A 15,534-nucleotide genomic window follows, 5' to 3' on the forward strand; every position below is an offset into this window, starting at 1 on the left:
AAGGGCTACACCAACGCTTTAAAGAGACGATGCTAAGATAGTGATCAACGCGCCCAATACGACCCCGCCACCGAGCCAGGCAAGCTTTTTCAGCCTGGGATAGGTGGGGCCTGTGTCCGGCGTTTGGGTTTGACGGATCAAAGCCGTTTCTACCAAACCGGGCAGCCGTGGCCCAAAACGGGCCAGGACCTTGGCGGTCAGCGCCATGTCGCGTGCCACGGCCTTGGGGCCGATTGAGGTCTTGATGTAGTCTTCGACAACTGGCTGCGCGACGGTCCAGATATTCATATGCGGATCCAGCGACCGGGCCACACCCTCGACCACCACCATGGTGCGTTGCAGCAGGATCAGCTCGGTCCGGGTTTGCATGCCAAAGCGTTCGGTGACTTCGAACAGGTAAGACAGCAGTTTGCCCATGGAAATACGGGTGGCATCCATACCGAAAATCGGTTCGCCCACTGCGCGCAAGGCGCGCGCAAATTCATCAACATCCTGGTCAGCAGGCACATAGCCCGCTTCGAAATGCACCTGAGCCACTCGCAGATAATCACGCTGGATAAAGCCAAACAGGATCTCGGCATAAACCCGACGCGTATATTCGTCGATATGGCCCATGATGCCAAAATCATACGCAATAATATCACCATTTGCGGCGACCTTGAGGTTGCCCTGGTGCATATCCGCATGGAAAAAACCGTCACGCAGGGCGTGGTTTAGAAAAAGTTGCAAAACCCGTTCAGACAGGGCCACGCGGTCATGCCCGGCCGCGTCCAGGGCGGCATTGTCACCCAATGGAACCCCTTCGGCCCAGCCCATGGTCATCACCCGGCGCCCGGAATAGCCCCATTTGACCGTGGGCAGCTGGAACCCTTCATCATCCTTGGTGTTTGAGGCAAATTCGCTGGCCGCAGCGGCCTCGAGCCGCAGATCCAATTCTCCGTTCACCACGCCTTCGAAATGGGTGATGACATCGGTGGGGCGCAGACGCCGTGACGAGGGCGAGAAAAACTCGATAAACCCGGCGGCAAAGTAGAACGCGTCGATATCGACGCGAAACGCGCGTTCAATACCGGGGCGCAGCACTTTGACAGCAACGGTTTCGCCGGTTTCGCACAGGGTGGCTTTGTGAACTTGCGCAATCGACGCCGCCGCAACAGGTTCGGAGAATTCAGAAAAGACCTCGCCCACTGGGATGCCCAGCTCGCTCGTGACCTGTGCCTTGGCTTCTTCGATTGAAAAGGCTGGCAGCTTGTCCTGCAGGACCCGCAATTCCTGCGCCATATCATCGCCAACAACATCCGGGCGCGTCGACAGGATTTGGCCGAACTTGATATAGGCCGGCCCAAGCGCGTTCAAGGCACGCACGGCAGGCGGCATCGACGGATCCCCTTTGTGGCCCAACCATTTGAACGGCCAGGCCAGAACCCGCGCGGCAATACGCAAGGGGGCAGGGGCGTCGAACGCGTCAAGGATGACCCCCATCGCACCGGTTCGCTCAAAGGTCGCTCCGGTGCGGATCAGACGGATGATATTGTGCGGGCCGCGCATCTTAGATCTTCCACCCGGAATGCAGGCAAGCGATGCCCATGGTCAGGTTACGATACTTGGCATTCTCGAAACCAGCGGTACGCACCATCGACAAAAATGTCTCTTGATCCGGAAATTTTCGAATGGATTCAACAAGATATTGATAGCTGTCCCGGTCTCCGGCAATCGCTTGGCCCATGCGGGGGATCACGTTGAACGAATACAGATCATAGGCCTTTTGCATCATGTCGTTGGGGATCTGGCTGAATTCCAACACCATCAACCGCCCGCCCGGTTTCAAAACCCGATAGGCTTCGTTCAGCGCCTCTTGGGGGCGGGTCACGTTCCGGATGCCAAAGGAGATTGTGTAAACGTCAAAAGTATTATCGGCAAAAGGCAGCGCCATTGCGTCGCCAACCACCCAGTCCAGGCTTTCGGACATGGCCGCAGCCTCGGCGCGCTTGCGGCCCTCAACCAACATGGATTCCGTCAGGTCGAGAACCGTCGAATGACCCTCTCCGGCCCGTTCCAAAAAGCGAAAGGAAATGTCGCCCGTGCCGCCCGCCACATCCAAAAGGCGTTGACCCGGACGCGGCGCCAGCCAATCCATCATCGCGTCTTTCCAGATGCGGTGAATGCCCATCGACATGGCATCATTCATCACGTCATATTTCGACGCCACAGAGGTAAACACCCCCTGCACCTTCCCGGCCTTTTCATGCTCGGGCACGTTGGTGAATCCGAAATGCGTGGTCTTGTCAGAAGTCTCGGTCATCATAGCGATCCGGTTTGGCCTTACTATCGTCGCAACTCTCGTACAGAGGTGGGGCGGAAAGAACAAACAGTCAAATGCGCGCAAAAGGTAAAGAGTAGGGCAAGGCGATGGAATTTGAGGATTGGCTATACATCCTGGCAACAATCGGGCCAGCGATCTTGATTTTACCTGTTGTCGGCGTTGTGGCGTTTTTGATTGTCACGCGCAAACTTCCCAAATTTGGCGCACCACGAGACATTAGAGAAAACGAACACCTCAGTTGGCGGATTCTCAAAGAAGCCGCCGGGATTGCCTCGCCAATCGGGAATCCCAAAGAGGCTTTGGCCAAGGTATATGATTTGGGCCGAGATGCCCCGCGTCGTCGTGGTCGAAAGCTGGTTTTCCGGCCAAAGGCGGGCATGCGATACGGCATTTTCCCGGCCTGTGTTTTCCTGATCGGTTTTACCTTTTGGTTTTCTGGTGAAGATGCCCAATACAGTTTTGAAGATTGGCTTATGATCCTGGGGGTAACCGGCCTGTCGATCTGGTTGAGTTTTTATGCGTGGTCCTACCGGTTGGAAATTCTTGATCATGAATTGCGGGCAATGACACGTTGGTTTGACATGAAAACCTACGATCTTGCCCGCCTTTCAGAGGCCAAAGTCGATGATGACGGGTTTGAGTTTCGTTTTGATTGTGGGAACAGCGTTTCAGTGCCGCTGTTTGTCGAAGGGCGATCGACACTGCGTGAAATCATCGTGGAAACATTGCGGATAAACGGACGTTGAAGGCTGGCTAACTGCGCTCTACCCTCTGCTTTGAAAATCGGAGGGCCACATGCCAGAATTACCTGAAGTCGAAACCGTTATGCGGGGCTTGGCACCGTCGATGCAGGGGGCGGTGATCGCGCAGGCTCAGGTCAACCGACCCGATCTGCGTTGGCCCTTCCCTGAGCATTTTGCGGAACGGTTGACCGGGAAGCGTGTTGAGCGCATGTGGCGGCGGTCGAAATACATCTTGGCCGAACTTTCCAGCGCCGAAACCTTGTTGATCCATCTCGGCATGTCGGGGCGCATGTTGGTGTCAGGCGATCCTTTGGGTAATTTTGTGCTTGAGCACCCAGCGACTGAAAAGCATGATCATGTCGTTCTTGATTTCGACAATGGGGCTCGGGTGACTTTTAACGATCCGCGCCGTTTTGGAGCGATGGACCTGCTGGATACGGCCACTCAGGAACAGCACAAGCTTTTGGTCGGGATCGGGCCGGAGCCTTTGGGCAATCAATTCGACGAATCCCATCTGATAGCAGCCCTGAAAGGGCGCAAGATGCCGATGAAATCTGCCTTGCTTGACCAAAAAATAATCGCCGGTTTGGGAAACATTTACGTTTGCGAAACACTTTACCGTGGCAAAATCCACCCAGCCCGGCGGGCCTGTGACGTGACGGAAAACGAGATTCGCGCGCTGGTTCCGATCATCCGCGAGGTGTTGTCAGAGGCGATCGAGGCGGGGGGATCCTCGCTCAAGGATTTCCGCCAAGCTGATGGAGAGCTTGGATATTTTCAACACAGCTTTGATGTTTATGGGCGTGAGGGAGAGGCCTGCAAAGCCCCCGGATGCGGGACGCAAATCGCGCGAATCGTGCAGTCAGGCCGATCCTCTTTCTTCTGCCCAAGCTGTCAAAGTTAGCTTGAACCGCGCGCAGGTCATGCTAAGGCTTGGCGTCTAAGGAAACGGACGGAGCCCGCACCCTATGGCCTATGAGACGATCATCGTCGAAGTAGAAGACCACGTCGCTACCATCAAATTGAATCGCCCGGACGCATTGAACGCGCTGAACACCCAGCTTTTGGGTGAGCTGACCGCTGCGCTGGCTGAGGCAGATGAGAACGACAAGGTACGCTGCATCATCATCACCGGATCTGCCAAGGCCTTTGCCGCCGGTGCCGATATCAAAGAGATGTCGGAAAAGAGCTATGTGGACATGTTCATGTCCGACTTCTTTGGCAAGGAAGGCAATGCAGTCATCAAGACTCGCAAGCCCATTATCGCCGCTGTTGCGGGATACGCGCTGGGCGGTGGCTGTGAATTGGCAATGATGTGCGATTTTATCATCGCCGCCGATACTGCCAAATTTGGCCAGCCCGAGATCAATCTGGGCGTTATTGCCGGTATTGGCGGGTCGCAGCGCCTGACCCGGTTTATTGGCAAATCCAAAGCCATGGATATGAACCTCACCGGTCGTTTCATGGACGCCGAAGAGGCAGAGCGTTCCGGCCTTGTCAGCCGCGTCGTTCCGGCAAAATCCTTGATGGAAGAGGCCAAGGGTGCCGCTGAAAAGATCGCGGAAAAGTCGATGATCTCGGCTATGGCGGTCAAAGAAGCGGTCAACCGGTCTTACGAGACAACCCTGTCCGAGGGTCTGCTTTATGAACGGCGGCTGTTTCACGCGCTGTTCGCGACCGAGGACCAAAAGGAAGGCATGGCGGCCTTTATGGAAAAGCGCACCCCGCAATTCCGGGACAGATAAGACGACAGCAATATGTCCGAAACAGCCGTTGTTTCGGACATTTTCGGACATATTGGGTCTTTCAAATGCGCGTTGCGCTTTATGGCGCGCCTCGCGATTTTTGGGGCTTTCCAAAGTCACAGGTTTTGGCTATACGCCCCCGATACATGCGCGTGATGCCCGCTTAGGCAAGAATCGGACCGATGGTGTTCCTTAGGGAAAATTCGGCTTTGTGAGCGTCTCGCTGCAATCAGAACATACGTACACAAAGAAACCAGGACCGATCATCATGGCAAACTCTCCTCAGGCAAAGAAACGCGCACGTCAGAACGAAAAGCGTTTGGAAGTTAACAAAGCACGTCGTTCGCGCATCCGCACCTTCCTGCGCAAAGTAGAAGAAGCAATCGCATCCGGCGACAAAGAAGCGGCAACTGCTGCTCTGCGCGCTGCTCAGCCAGAGCTGATGCGCGGCGTCACCAAGGGCGTTTACCACAAGAACACTGCGTCGCGTAAAGTGTCCCGCCTGGCGGCACGCGTGAAAGCGCTGGGATAAAAATATCACGCCATTTAGTGCGAAGATTTCGGGGGCGCCACCAGATGTGGCGCCCCTTTTGCGTCCGAGGCCTACATCTTAAGCATGTAGAGATTCTTTTTCAGGAATCCCTGAGTCAAGGCGTAAGTTCGGTTGCCGCAGCTCGGTTGAGATTGGTAATTTCTCCCTGCGAGTCACTTCGCAGGGGGGACAGGCTGCCGGCCCAAAACCGCTATAACAAGCGGAACCAGGGTCACTCAGGCTAAAACCGTAATGGTTTAGATGAGTTACAGGGGATTAGCCCTGGCCATGTCCATAACAGTTATCGAGTCTGTTCTGACTCGGCCTTCGTTGGGGATGCGAGGGACTGGTAACATGACGTCGAGGAGAACCCTCGCAACTCATGCGTGTGCATGGGGTCTGTCAGTGTGTGCCCTCTGAATTAGTGACGCGCCGCCGGAGTCACGGCCGGTGAAGAAAAGTCAGGAAGGAAATGGGGACAAATGACAAGAGAGCAATGGGGCGCGTTGCAAGAGCAGATTTGCAATACGATTGGGCAAAACAACTACAAGACCTGGATCAAGCCACTTTCTTTTGTAGGTATCAGTGACAGGGGTGTTGTGACCCTGAACGCACCGACGAGCTTTTTCGGCTCTTACGTGTCTCAGAACTTTGGGGACATGTTGTTGGCCCAGATTTCGACTATGGCACCTCAAGTGCGTCGCATCGCCTATGAGGTTGCGGCAGCCAATGGCGCAGCGGCGGCCCCGTCACCGGCGACTGAGGTCGAAGAGGTGAAACCGGCTGAGACCCCGGCCCCCAAGGAATTGCCAGGCGCGCCTTTGGATGCGCGCTTTACCTTTGATACGTTCGTTGTCGGTAAGCCGAACGAATTGGCCCATGCCGCGGCCAAGCGTGTTGCCGAAGGTGGCCCCGTTACCTTTAACCCGCTCTTCCTTTATGGCGGCGTTGGTCTGGGTAAAACGCACCTCATGCATGCGATTGCCCATGAGCTGAGCGCGCGCAATCCGCAGCTGACCGTGCTGTATCTTTCAGCAGAACAGTTCATGTATCGTTTTGTGCAGGCTTTGCGCGAACGCAAGATGATGGACTTCAAAGAGATGTTCCGCTCGGTTGACGTCTTGATGGTTGATGACGTGCAATTCATCGCTGGCAAGGATTCCACGCAGGAAGAGTTCTTTCACACCTTCAACGCGCTGGTGGATCAGAACAAGCAGATCATCATTTCGGCGGATCGCGCCCCGGATGAGATCAAGGATTTGGAAAACCGTATCCGTTCGCGCCTGCAATCGGGTCTGGTGGTGGACCTGCACCCGACCGACTATGAATTGCGTCTTGGTATCTTGCAGTCCAAGGTCGAAACCTATCGGAGCATGTATCCAAGTCTCGAGATCGAGAATGGCGTGCTGGAATTCCTCGCCCATCGCATCAGCACCAATGTGCGCGTGCTCGAAGGGGCGTTGACCCGTTTGTTTGCCTTTGCTTCGTTGGTGGGCAAGCCGATCAATATGGATCTGGTGCAGGACAGCCTGTCTGATGTGCTGCGCGCCTCGGAACGCAAGATCTCGATCGACGAGATCCAGCGCAAGGTGGCCGAGCATTACAACATTCGTCTGTCTGACATGATTGGCCCGAAACGTGTGCGCACCTTTGCCCGTCCGCGTCAGATAGCGATGTATCTGTGCAAACAGCTGACCTCGCGTTCTTTGCCGGAAATCGGTCGTCGCTTTGGCGGTCGTGACCACACCACGGTTATGCATGGCGTGCGTCGTATCGAAGAGCTGCGCCAATCCGACGGTCAGATTGACGAAGACGTGGAAATGCTGCGTCGCGCGCTTGAGGCGTAACGGGCTATTTCACTCTCGCAATGGGACAATGACACAACAGGTGACAACATGGCCGCCCTCGGGCGGCCAGTTGCACTTGACGCCCCTTTAAAACAATCAGACAAATCGTAAAAACGGGCTTGGAGCGCGGGGCCGACCGGTCTAGGGTGCGCATCCGGCTAGCGGAGAGATGGGCGATGAAGATCAGCATTGAACGCGCCACGCTTTTGCGTGCAGTGGCACAGGCACAATCCGTTGTGGAGCGCCGCAACACTATTCCGATCCTGGCCAATGTGCTGATCGATGCCGAGGGTGACACCGTTACCTTCCGCGCCACCGATCTGGATATCGAAGTGCTGGATAAGGCACCGGCCAAAGTGGGCCGCGCGGGTGGAACAACCGTTTCCGCTGTCACCCTGCACGAGATTGTGCGCAAACTGCCGGATGGCGCTTTGGTTGAGTTGGAAGAAGACAGCGCCGCTGGCCGTCTGTCAGTGTCTGCGGGCCGCTCGAACTTCTCGCTGGCGACCCTGCCGCGCGAAGACTTCCCGATTATGGCGTCGTCGGAATATAGCAGCAACTTTAAGGCCAAGGCCGAAGTGCTGCGCCGGTTGTTCGACAAATCGAAATTCGCGATCTCAACCGAGGAAACCCGTTACTATCTGAACGGCGTTTATATGCATATTGCTGATGCGGATGGCGGCCAGGTGCTGCGCTGCGTTGCAACTGATGGCCACCGTCTGGCGCGTATTGATGCGGATCTGCCCGAAGGCGCGGCTGAGATGGCTGGCGTGATCGTACCACGTAAAACCGTGGGTGAGCTGCGCAAGCTGCTGGACGAAGACGATATGGACATCGCGGTGTCCGTGTCCGAGACCAAAGTCCGCTTTGCCACGCCCGAGATCACTCTGACTTCCAAGGTCATCGACGGCACCTTCCCGGATTACACCCGCGTGATCCCGCAAGGAAACACCCGCAAACTCGAAGTGGATGCGAGCGATTTTGCCAAGGCGGTTGACCGTGTGGCGACCGTTTCGTCTGAACGTTCCCGGGCGGTCAAGCTGCAACTGGACGAAGATCGCCTGATCCTCTCTGTGAATGCGCCCGACAGCGGTGCAGCTGAGGAAGAGCTGGCCGTGGCCTATGGCGATGAGCGGCTGGAAATCGGGTTCAACGCGAAATACCTGTTGGAAATCGCCAGCCAGGTGGATCGCGAAAATGCGGTCTTCCTGTTCAACTCGTCTGGCGACCCTGCCTTGATGCGCGAAGGCAATGACACAACGGCTGTTTACGTCGTCATGCCGATGCGTGTCTGATTTGGGTTTTCGGTGAAAACCCAAAGGCCTCCGGCGGGAGTATTTGTCACCAAGAAGAAGGCAGGGGCATGGGCGCACTCTATCTCTCGCACCTGACCCTGTCGCATTTCCGATCGCACAAGCTGGTGCGTTTGGATCTGGATGCGCGCCCGGTGGCGATTTACGGGTCGAACGGCGCTGGTAAAACCAACCTGATCGAAGCGGTATCGCTGTTTTCACCGGGTCGCGGATTGCGCCGCGCATCAGCTCAGGAAATGGCGCGCCGCCCTGAGGCGTTGGGTTGGAAGCTGCACGGCCTGCTGAACACGCCGACAAGCACCCATGAGATCGACATCACCTCCGAGGCGGGGGCAGCACGTCAGGTGCAGATCGACAGCAAATCGGTGCCGCAAACCGCTTTGGCGTCTCTGGTGCGGGTGCTCTGGCTGATCCCAGCCATGGACCGGCTTTGGATCGAAGGGGCAGAGGGCCGCCGCCGCTTTCTTGACCGGATGGTGTTGTCCTTTTTCCCTAGTCATGCCGAGGCTTCCCTGACTTACGAAAAATCCATGCGCGAACGTAACCGGCTGTTGAAAGAGCAAGTGCGTGATGCGCATTGGTATGCGGTGTTGGAAAAGCAGATGGCCGCTACCGGGGCCGCCATTCATGCCAACCGTGTCACCGCGCTGCAGCGTCTGGCCGAGGCGCAGGCCGGGGCGGAAACGCAATTCCCCTCGGCCCAGCTTGAGCTGCAGCAAAGCGAAGGCACGATGCCCGAGACCGAGGCGGATCTGCTGGAGGCGTTTCAGGAAAGCCGGTTTCGCGATATGGCCGCCGGGCGCACGCTTGTCGGGCCGCATCGCAGCGACATGTATGGCATGTATGCGGATAAGGGGATCGCAGCCTCTGACTGCTCAACCGGCGAACAAAAAGCCCTGCTGATTTCGCTGATCCTGTCAAACGCCCGCGCTTTGGCTGCTGATATTGGTGCCCCCCCGATTCTTTTGCTGGACGAGGTTGCCGCGCATTTGGATGCGGGGCGGCGCGCCGCACTTTATGATGAGATTTGCGCGTTGGGGGCGCAGGCCTGGATGACGGGCACGGGGCCAGAACTCTTTGCGGATCTTGGGGATCGTGCGCAATATCTGGAGGTGGACGATACGACTGGCGGCTCTCAGGTTCAGATCAAATGATCGAGGTGATCCCGGAAGTCGAGCTAAGCGCACAGGACGAGACACAGATCGCAGAGGTGATCCGCGAGAGTTTTCCCACGGATTATGCGGGTCGGAGCTTTTACCAGCAGCGCCCGCATCTGCGTGTTGTGAGGCGCGCGCAGGTGATTGTTGCGCAGATCTCTGTGTTTTATCGCTCCATCAGGCTTGGCGGCGAGCTGCTGCCGATCATCGGCATTGGTGACGTGGCCTGTTTGCCGGAGCATAGCGGCCAAGGGATTGGCAGTGCGTTGATGGCGCGGGCTTTGGAGTTGGGCGCGCAGAGCCAGGCGGAATTTGCGCTACTTTTCGGCAAGCGCACGCTTTATGACCGGGCTGGGTTTGTGGCGCAAAAGAACCCTTACCTGTGTGTGGATATGACCGGAGCACAAACCAATGAGCTGGCGCAGCGGGATGCCAATTTCCTCATGGTGCGTCCCCTGACATCGCGGATTTGGCCAGAGGGTGAGCAGGTCGATTTTCTTGGACCGCTGTTCTAAGGTAGGCACGCTGTAAAACCTGCGCGTAAGCGGCAATATATTGTGTCTCTTACGTGACAAACCTACATCTTATCGCTATAAATCGGGACAAAATAACAAAGGATGGCGGCATGTCCGAACCCGCAGGCGCACCCGAAGAATACGGCGCGGATTCCATTAAAGTTCTCAAAGGCTTGGAGGCGGTTCGCAAACGCCCCGGCATGTATATCGGCGACACCGATGATGGCTCTGGCCTGCACCACATGGTCTATGAGGTTGTCGATAACGGTATCGACGAGGCGCTGGCCAAACATGCGGATTATGTGAAAGTCAAAATCCACGCGGATTCCAGCGTTTCTGTGCGCGATAATGGCCGTGGGATTCCGGTTGATCTCCATCCCGAAGAAGGTGTCAGCGCCGCCGAGGTCATCATGACCCAGCTGCATGCGGGCGGTAAGTTTGACAGCAACTCCTACAAGGTGTCGGGCGGTCTGCACGGCGTGGGTGTGTCGGTGGTAAACGCGCTGTCGGTTTGGCTGGAACTGCGCATCTGGCGCAATGGCAAGGAACACTATGCCAAGTTCGAACACGGCGATTGTACCGAGCATCTGACCGTTGTCGGCGATGCCGAAGGCGAAACCGGAACCGAAGTGCGCTTTTTGGCATCGGCCAAGACGCAAGACCCAGAAGGCACGTTTTCGAACCTGGAATACTCCTTCGAGACGCTGGAAAAGCGCTTGCGTGAGTTGGCATTCCTGAATTCTGGCGTGCGGATTATCTTGGAGGATGAACGCCCGGCAGAGCCTCTGAAAACCGAGCTGTTCTTTGAGGGTGGCGTTAAGGAATTCGTCAAATACCTTGACCGCTCCAAGCAATCGGTGATGCCCGAACCGGTTTATATCAACGGTGAAAAGGATGAGATCGGTGTTGAAATCGCCATGTGGTGGAATGACAGTTACCACGAAAACGTCCTGCCATTCACCAATAACATCCCGCAGCGCGATGGCGGTACACACTTGGCCGGTTTCCGCGGTGCTCTGACCCGTCAGATTTCCAAATACGCGCAGGAAAGTGGAATCGCCAAGAAAGAGAAGGTGTCGTTCACCGGCGACGATGCGCGCGAAGGGCTGACAGCGGTTCTGTCAGTCAAAGTGCCGGACCCGAAATTCTCGTCCCAGACCAAGGATAAGCTGGTTTCATCCGAGGTGCGCCCGGCGGTTGAAAGCCTGATGAACGAAAAGCTGGCCGAGTGGTTTGAGGAAAACCCAGCCGAGGCCAAGCAGATCGTCAGTAAGATCATCGAGGCTGCACTGGCGCGCGAAGCCGCCCGTAAGGCGCGTGAATTGACCCGGCGCAAGACGGCGATGGATGTCAGCTTTAATGCCGCCAAGCTCAAGGATTGCTCGGAAAAAGATCCGTCTCTGACCGAACTCTTCCTGGTGGAGGGGGACTCCGCCGGCGGATCGGCCCAGACGGGGCGTGATCGGAAAAACCAGGCGATCCTGCCACTGCGGGGTAAAATCCTCAACGTGGAACGGGCGCGGTTTGACCGGATGCTGTCCAGCCAGGAAATCGGTAACCTCGTCATGGCGCTAGGCACCGGCATTGGCCGCGATGAGTTTAACATCGAAAAGCTGCGTTACCACAAGATCGTCATCATGACCGATGCGGACGTAGACGGCGCGCATATTCGCACGCTCTTGCTGACCTTCTTCTACCGTCAGATGCCAGAGCTGATCGAAGGCGGCTTCCTTTATATTGCGCAACCGCCGTTGTTCAAAGTGGCGCGCGGTAAGTCCGAAGTGTACCTCAAAGACCAGATGGCACTGGATGATCACCTGATCCATCAGGGAATCGAGGGCGCGCAGCTGAAACTGGGCACTGGCGAAGTCATCGTCGGTCAGGATTTGGCCCGCGTGGTGGACGAAGCACGACAGCTGCGCCGCGTCATCGAAGCCTTCCCGACTCACTACCCGCGTCACATCCTGGAGCAGGCCGCCGTTGCCGGTGCTTTTGTTCCCGGCGCAGTTGATTCGGACTTGCAGGGCGTGGCGGATAAAGTTGCAGCACGCCTCGACTTGGTTGCGCTGGAATATGAGCGCGGTTGGCAGGGGCGCATCACTCAGGACAAAGGCATTCGTCTGGCGCGTATCCTGCGTGGAGTCGAAGAAGTGCGCACCATGGATGGACCAATGTTGCGGTCCGGTGAGGCGCGCAAAACCGGCAGCTTTACCGAGAGTTTGCAGTCGATTTACGGCACCTCGGCAACGCTGGAACGCAAGGACCGTTTGCAAGTGATCAACGGACCGCTTGAACTGCTCAAGGCGATCCTTGAAGAGGGTGAAAAAGGCCTGTCTCTTCAACGCTATAAAGGTTTGGGCGAAATGAACCCCGACCAGCTTTGGGAGACCACGCTAGACCCGGATGCGCGGACTTTGTTGAAGGTAACCATCGACGATATGGCCGAGGCAGACGATCTGTTTACCAAGCTGATGGGCGATGTGGTTGAGCCGCGTCGCGACTTTATCCAGCAAAACGCGCTGAGCGTTGAAAACCTGGATTTCTAAGTTAGCCACCACAAGGCATCAAAGGCGGCGTTTGGCGAAAGCCAGCGCCGCCTTGCATTTCAAGGTAGAGCACCCAAGAAAATGCCTGGAATCGCTCCCCCAACCAGAGCTTGTGTGATCTGTCAGAGGTAACAGGGTGACAGAAGCGTTAAGATTTGTTATTTTTGCGTGTATAATTTTAGTATCATGCCCTAAGGTCACCTTTGTGGTGTGACGAGTTTGTGTTTCATCAAGTCGATACATACACAGGGAACAGATTTATGCGTTTGTTTTTCGCGGTACTCGCTGCATTTGTGAGCTTTGCCTCTTTGGCCGGTGCCAGTAATGTTGATCCAGTCCAGCAGCACAATTCAAACGCCGTGTGGTTTGAAAACTGGATTGGGTTGCAAAATGCGACGCTGACTGTTGCCGCTCCAAACGGGAAACTCACTTCCGTTTTTGCGAAATCTGGCACTCCGGTTTACGAATTGGAACGTGGTCAGGCCCAGGATGGTGTGTACCGGTATGAGCTGAGCGCCTCCACGGATGAAAAAGAAGAGATCGTGAATGCGGTCAATAACGGGCGTGAATCCGTGGCAACGTCACAGAACAAACCATTCCATATGTCTGGTTCGTTTGTCGTGTCGCGCGGTGTGATCATCACTCCGGAAGAAATCAAAGAAGAATAGAACGGAACGGTGCCCTGACGGGTGACCTCTTAAAGCAGGGCGAGGATTAGAAATGAGAAATGCCATGAAAAAATCACTTTTTACCAGCGTTGCGGCGCTCGGCTTGGTTGCGAGCATCGCGCAAGCGGACCAAGTCATTTTGGACGACCTGATTGTCGACGGCAGTGCCTGCGTCGGTCTTGACTGTGTTAACGGCGAAAGCTTTGGCTTTGACACCATCCGGGTCAAAGAAAACAACGTGCGTTTTCATTTTCAGGATACATCGGCGTCGGCAAGCTTTCCGACCAATGATTGGCGTTTGACAGCCAACGACAGCACGAACGGTGGTTCAAACTATTTTGGCATCCAAGATGTCGATGCCAATCGGTTCCCCTTCCGCGTCGAAGCGGGTGCGCGCAACAATGCACTCTATGTCGAAGCTGACAGTGATGTTGGGATAGGCACCTCGAACCCGGCTGTTAATCTGCATGCGGTCGATGGTAACACGCCAACTCTGCGTCTGGAGCAGGACGGTTCCAGCGGCTTTACACCGCAGACCTATGACATTGCTGCCAACGAAGCCAACTTCTTTATTCGCGATGTCACCAATGGCAGCGCCCTGGTTTTCCGCACCAAGCCTGGCGCACCCCAGGATTCGATTCACATCGCTGCAGATGGCGACCTCGGCTTTGGTACAAGCTCCCCTGAAGCGTCTGTTCACATCCGCCGCACAAGTGCCGCAGCAGGTGTTGATATGCTAAAGCTGGAATCGAATGACATCCTCGAGATGATCTTTGAAAACAACAGCGCCACGGCGGCGGTAAATGTCTTCAAATTCTCTCATAACGGTAACGAATTCCGCATTCTGAACCAGGACACAGCCGGTACAACAGAATTCGCATTGGATGAAGACGGTAACCTGTCCCTGCTGGGCAGCCTGACCGTGAATGTAGGTAGCACCCCGTCCAGCTTCCCGGACTATGTGTTTGAAGAAGGTTACAACCTGATGCCGCTGTCTGAAGTGGAAAACTTCATCGCGGAAAACGGTCACCTGCCGCGCATTCCATCGGCGGCTGACGTTGCCGAAAACGGCATCAATGTCAGTGAGCTGCAGATCGCACTGCTTGAAAAGGTCGAAGAGCTGACCCTTTACACGCTGGCTCAGCAAAAGCGCATTGATGAGCTGACCGAACAGCTGCAATAAGCCGCTGGAACTTTGAGAAAGGGCCTTGCTCCTCACCCGGGGCAGGGCCTTAATGCTTTTATGACGACACCCTTACCTCCGATCGCGATTGGTGCCGTGGGCGGCAGTGGCACCCGCGTCGTTGCAGATTTTCTGCAGCGCGCTGGCATTCATATGGGGTGTGTACTGAACGGGTCAAACGACAATCTGTGGTTCACGTTCTTGCTGAAACGCGCGGCTTGGATGGCAAAGTTTCCAGATCAAGAAGAGATCGCACAAGCCTATGACCTGTTTCGTAAAATCAGCTTGAAAGGCGCGCAGGGGCACCTTGTGCAGGGCGACACAGATCTGATCGCGCGGATCACCAAAGACCTGGCTGAAAACACGAATTATTCTATCGGTGTTGGCCCCGAAGATCTGGACCAATTGAATGCGGTCACCGGCATTCCAGAAACGGCCAATGGCCAATGGGGATGGAAAGAGCCGAACACGCATGTTCTGCTGCCTGAGCTTGATCAGATCATCCCCGGCTTTCGCTACATCCATGTGATCCGCGACGGGTTGGACATGGCGTTGAGCAATAACAAAGCGCAGGCCAAAAACTGGCATTCCAAATATGTGGTTCGCCAGCTTGATCCGCAAAACCTGACTCCCTCCGACATGCTGGATTTTTGGCTGGCCGCCAATACGCGCACAATGGACTATGGGCGCACCAAAATGGGCGAGAGGTTTCATGTGCTTAGTTACGAAGCCTTGTGCATGGACCCCGCGCGTGAAATCCGACGCCTCTTTGCATTCCTGAACCGGCCCGTTCCCGCCGATGTAGGGCCGCATTTGGTTCAACCGAGCAGCCGTGGTCGGGCGGACCCTTCTAAAAGTGACCTGTTTACCAGCGCGCAAAGACAGCGCACCGCCGAAATAATGGATTTGGCGCATAAGGTGCCAAACGACTTCATTCTCTAGCAATTCTTAGAGAGGAACGG

At 55.9% G+C, this 15,534-nt stretch carries 14 protein-coding genes; 12 read left to right on the forward strand and 2 right to left on the reverse strand.

Features of this window, described 5'->3' with window-relative positions:
• Positions 1-18 precede the first annotated feature (18 nt).
• Together ubiB and ubiE are read right to left on the reverse strand one after the other, a co-directional pair.
• Positions 19-1,548 (reverse strand): 2-polyprenylphenol 6-hydroxylase, encoded by a 1,530-nt coding sequence (ubiB, locus tag CLV87_RS09185; RefSeq protein ID WP_099241738.1) that lies wholly within the window; start codon positions 1,546-1,548, stop codon positions 19-21.
• 1 nt (position 1,549) lies between these two features.
• Positions 1,550-2,302: a bifunctional demethylmenaquinone methyltransferase/2-methoxy-6-polyprenyl-1,4-benzoquinol methylase UbiE gene (ubiE, locus tag CLV87_RS09190; protein ID WP_099244540.1), complete on the reverse strand. Its 753-nt coding sequence runs from the start codon at positions 2,300-2,302 to the stop codon at positions 1,550-1,552.
• Between the two features lie 107 nt (positions 2,303-2,409).
• Here ubiE and CLV87_RS09195 point away from each other — a divergent pair, with 107 nt between their 5' ends.
• The 12 genes from CLV87_RS09195 (at position 2,410) to CLV87_RS09250 (ending at position 15,514) form a co-directional block, all read left to right on the forward strand.
• Positions 2,410-3,069: a hypothetical protein gene (locus tag CLV87_RS09195; protein WP_099241736.1), complete on the forward strand. Its 660-nt coding sequence runs from the start codon at positions 2,410-2,412 to the stop codon at positions 3,067-3,069.
• A gap of 49 nt (positions 3,070-3,118) precedes the next feature.
• Positions 3,119-3,970, forward strand: coding sequence for a bifunctional DNA-formamidopyrimidine glycosylase/DNA-(apurinic or apyrimidinic site) lyase (mutM, locus tag CLV87_RS09200; RefSeq protein ID WP_099241734.1), 852 nt, complete (start codon positions 3,119-3,121; stop codon positions 3,968-3,970).
• Positions 3,971-4,034: 64 nt separating this feature from the next.
• Positions 4,035-4,811: an enoyl-CoA hydratase gene (locus CLV87_RS09205; RefSeq protein WP_099241732.1), complete on the forward strand. Its 777-nt coding sequence runs from the start codon at positions 4,035-4,037 to the stop codon at positions 4,809-4,811.
• A gap of 268 nt (positions 4,812-5,079) precedes the next feature.
• Positions 5,080-5,343, forward strand: coding sequence for a 30S ribosomal protein S20 (rpsT, locus tag CLV87_RS09210; protein ID WP_099244538.1), 264 nt, complete (start codon positions 5,080-5,082; stop codon positions 5,341-5,343).
• Positions 5,344-5,825: 482 nt separating this feature from the next.
• Entirely contained in the window at positions 5,826-7,190 is a 1,365-nt protein-coding gene (dnaA, locus tag CLV87_RS09215) for a chromosomal replication initiator protein DnaA (protein WP_099241730.1), read from the forward strand.
• Positions 7,191-7,366: 176 nt separating this feature from the next.
• Entirely contained in the window at positions 7,367-8,485 is a 1,119-nt protein-coding gene (gene dnaN / locus CLV87_RS09220; protein WP_099241728.1) for a DNA polymerase III subunit beta, read from the forward strand.
• A gap of 68 nt (positions 8,486-8,553) precedes the next feature.
• On the forward strand, positions 8,554-9,657 hold the full coding sequence (gene recF / locus CLV87_RS09225) for a DNA replication/repair protein RecF (RefSeq protein WP_099241726.1): 1,104 nt from the start codon (positions 8,554-8,556) through the stop codon (positions 9,655-9,657).
• On the forward strand, positions 9,654-10,175 hold the full coding sequence (locus CLV87_RS09230; RefSeq protein WP_099241724.1) for a GNAT family N-acetyltransferase: 522 nt from the start codon (positions 9,654-9,656) through the stop codon (positions 10,173-10,175). Before recF ends, CLV87_RS09230 begins: the two co-directional genes overlap by 4 nt.
• 110 nt (positions 10,176-10,285) lie before the next feature.
• Positions 10,286-12,721 (forward strand): DNA topoisomerase (ATP-hydrolyzing) subunit B, encoded by a 2,436-nt coding sequence (gene gyrB / locus CLV87_RS09235; protein ID WP_099241722.1) that lies wholly within the window; start codon positions 10,286-10,288, stop codon positions 12,719-12,721.
• Positions 12,722-12,981: 260 nt separating this feature from the next.
• The gene (locus tag CLV87_RS09240) at positions 12,982-13,389 is read left to right on the forward strand and encodes a hypothetical protein (RefSeq protein ID WP_099241720.1); all 408 of its coding nucleotides are present in this window, start codon (positions 12,982-12,984) and stop codon (positions 13,387-13,389) included.
• 64 nt (positions 13,390-13,453) lie between these two features.
• Positions 13,454-14,572, forward strand: a complete 1,119-nt coding sequence (locus CLV87_RS09245) for a hypothetical protein (protein WP_099241718.1) — start codon at positions 13,454-13,456, stop codon at positions 14,570-14,572.
• A 60-nt stretch (positions 14,573-14,632) separates the two neighbouring features.
• Positions 14,633-15,514, forward strand: a complete 882-nt coding sequence (locus tag CLV87_RS09250; RefSeq protein WP_099241716.1) for a sulfotransferase family protein — start codon at positions 14,633-14,635, stop codon at positions 15,512-15,514.
• The last annotated feature ends 20 nt before the right edge of the window (positions 15,515-15,534 follow it).

Source organism: Pelagimonas phthalicica (assembly GCF_004364805.1).
Classification (GTDB): Bacteria; Pseudomonadota; Alphaproteobacteria; order Rhodobacterales; family Rhodobacteraceae; genus Pelagimonas; species Pelagimonas phthalicica.

What these genes read in the sequence shown, in the direction of transcription:
- ubiB (WP_099241738.1), bottom strand. Translation starts at nt 1,548, where the DNA reads ATGCGCGGCCCGCACAATATCATCCGTCTGATCCGCACCGGAGCGACC.
- ubiE (WP_099244540.1), bottom strand. Translation starts at nt 2,302, where the DNA reads ATGACCGAGACTTCTGACAAGACCACGCATTTCGGATTCACCAACGTG.
- CLV87_RS09195 (WP_099241736.1), top strand. Translation starts at nt 2,410, where the DNA reads ATGGAATTTGAGGATTGGCTATACATCCTGGCAACAATCGGGCCAGCG.
- mutM (WP_099241734.1), top strand. Translation starts at nt 3,119, where the DNA reads ATGCCAGAATTACCTGAAGTCGAAACCGTTATGCGGGGCTTGGCACCG.
- CLV87_RS09205 (WP_099241732.1), top strand. Translation starts at nt 4,035, where the DNA reads ATGGCCTATGAGACGATCATCGTCGAAGTAGAAGACCACGTCGCTACC.
- rpsT (WP_099244538.1), top strand. Translation starts at nt 5,080, where the DNA reads ATGGCAAACTCTCCTCAGGCAAAGAAACGCGCACGTCAGAACGAAAAG.
- dnaA (WP_099241730.1), top strand. Translation starts at nt 5,826, where the DNA reads ATGACAAGAGAGCAATGGGGCGCGTTGCAAGAGCAGATTTGCAATACG.
- dnaN (WP_099241728.1), top strand. Translation starts at nt 7,367, where the DNA reads ATGAAGATCAGCATTGAACGCGCCACGCTTTTGCGTGCAGTGGCACAG.
- recF (WP_099241726.1), top strand. Translation starts at nt 8,554, where the DNA reads ATGGGCGCACTCTATCTCTCGCACCTGACCCTGTCGCATTTCCGATCG.
- CLV87_RS09230 (WP_099241724.1), top strand. Translation starts at nt 9,654, where the DNA reads ATGATCGAGGTGATCCCGGAAGTCGAGCTAAGCGCACAGGACGAGACA.
- gyrB (WP_099241722.1), top strand. Translation starts at nt 10,286, where the DNA reads ATGTCCGAACCCGCAGGCGCACCCGAAGAATACGGCGCGGATTCCATT.
- CLV87_RS09240 (WP_099241720.1), top strand. Translation starts at nt 12,982, where the DNA reads ATGCGTTTGTTTTTCGCGGTACTCGCTGCATTTGTGAGCTTTGCCTCT.
- CLV87_RS09245 (WP_099241718.1), top strand. Translation starts at nt 13,454, where the DNA reads ATGAAAAAATCACTTTTTACCAGCGTTGCGGCGCTCGGCTTGGTTGCG.
- CLV87_RS09250 (WP_099241716.1), top strand. Translation starts at nt 14,633, where the DNA reads ATGACGACACCCTTACCTCCGATCGCGATTGGTGCCGTGGGCGGCAGT.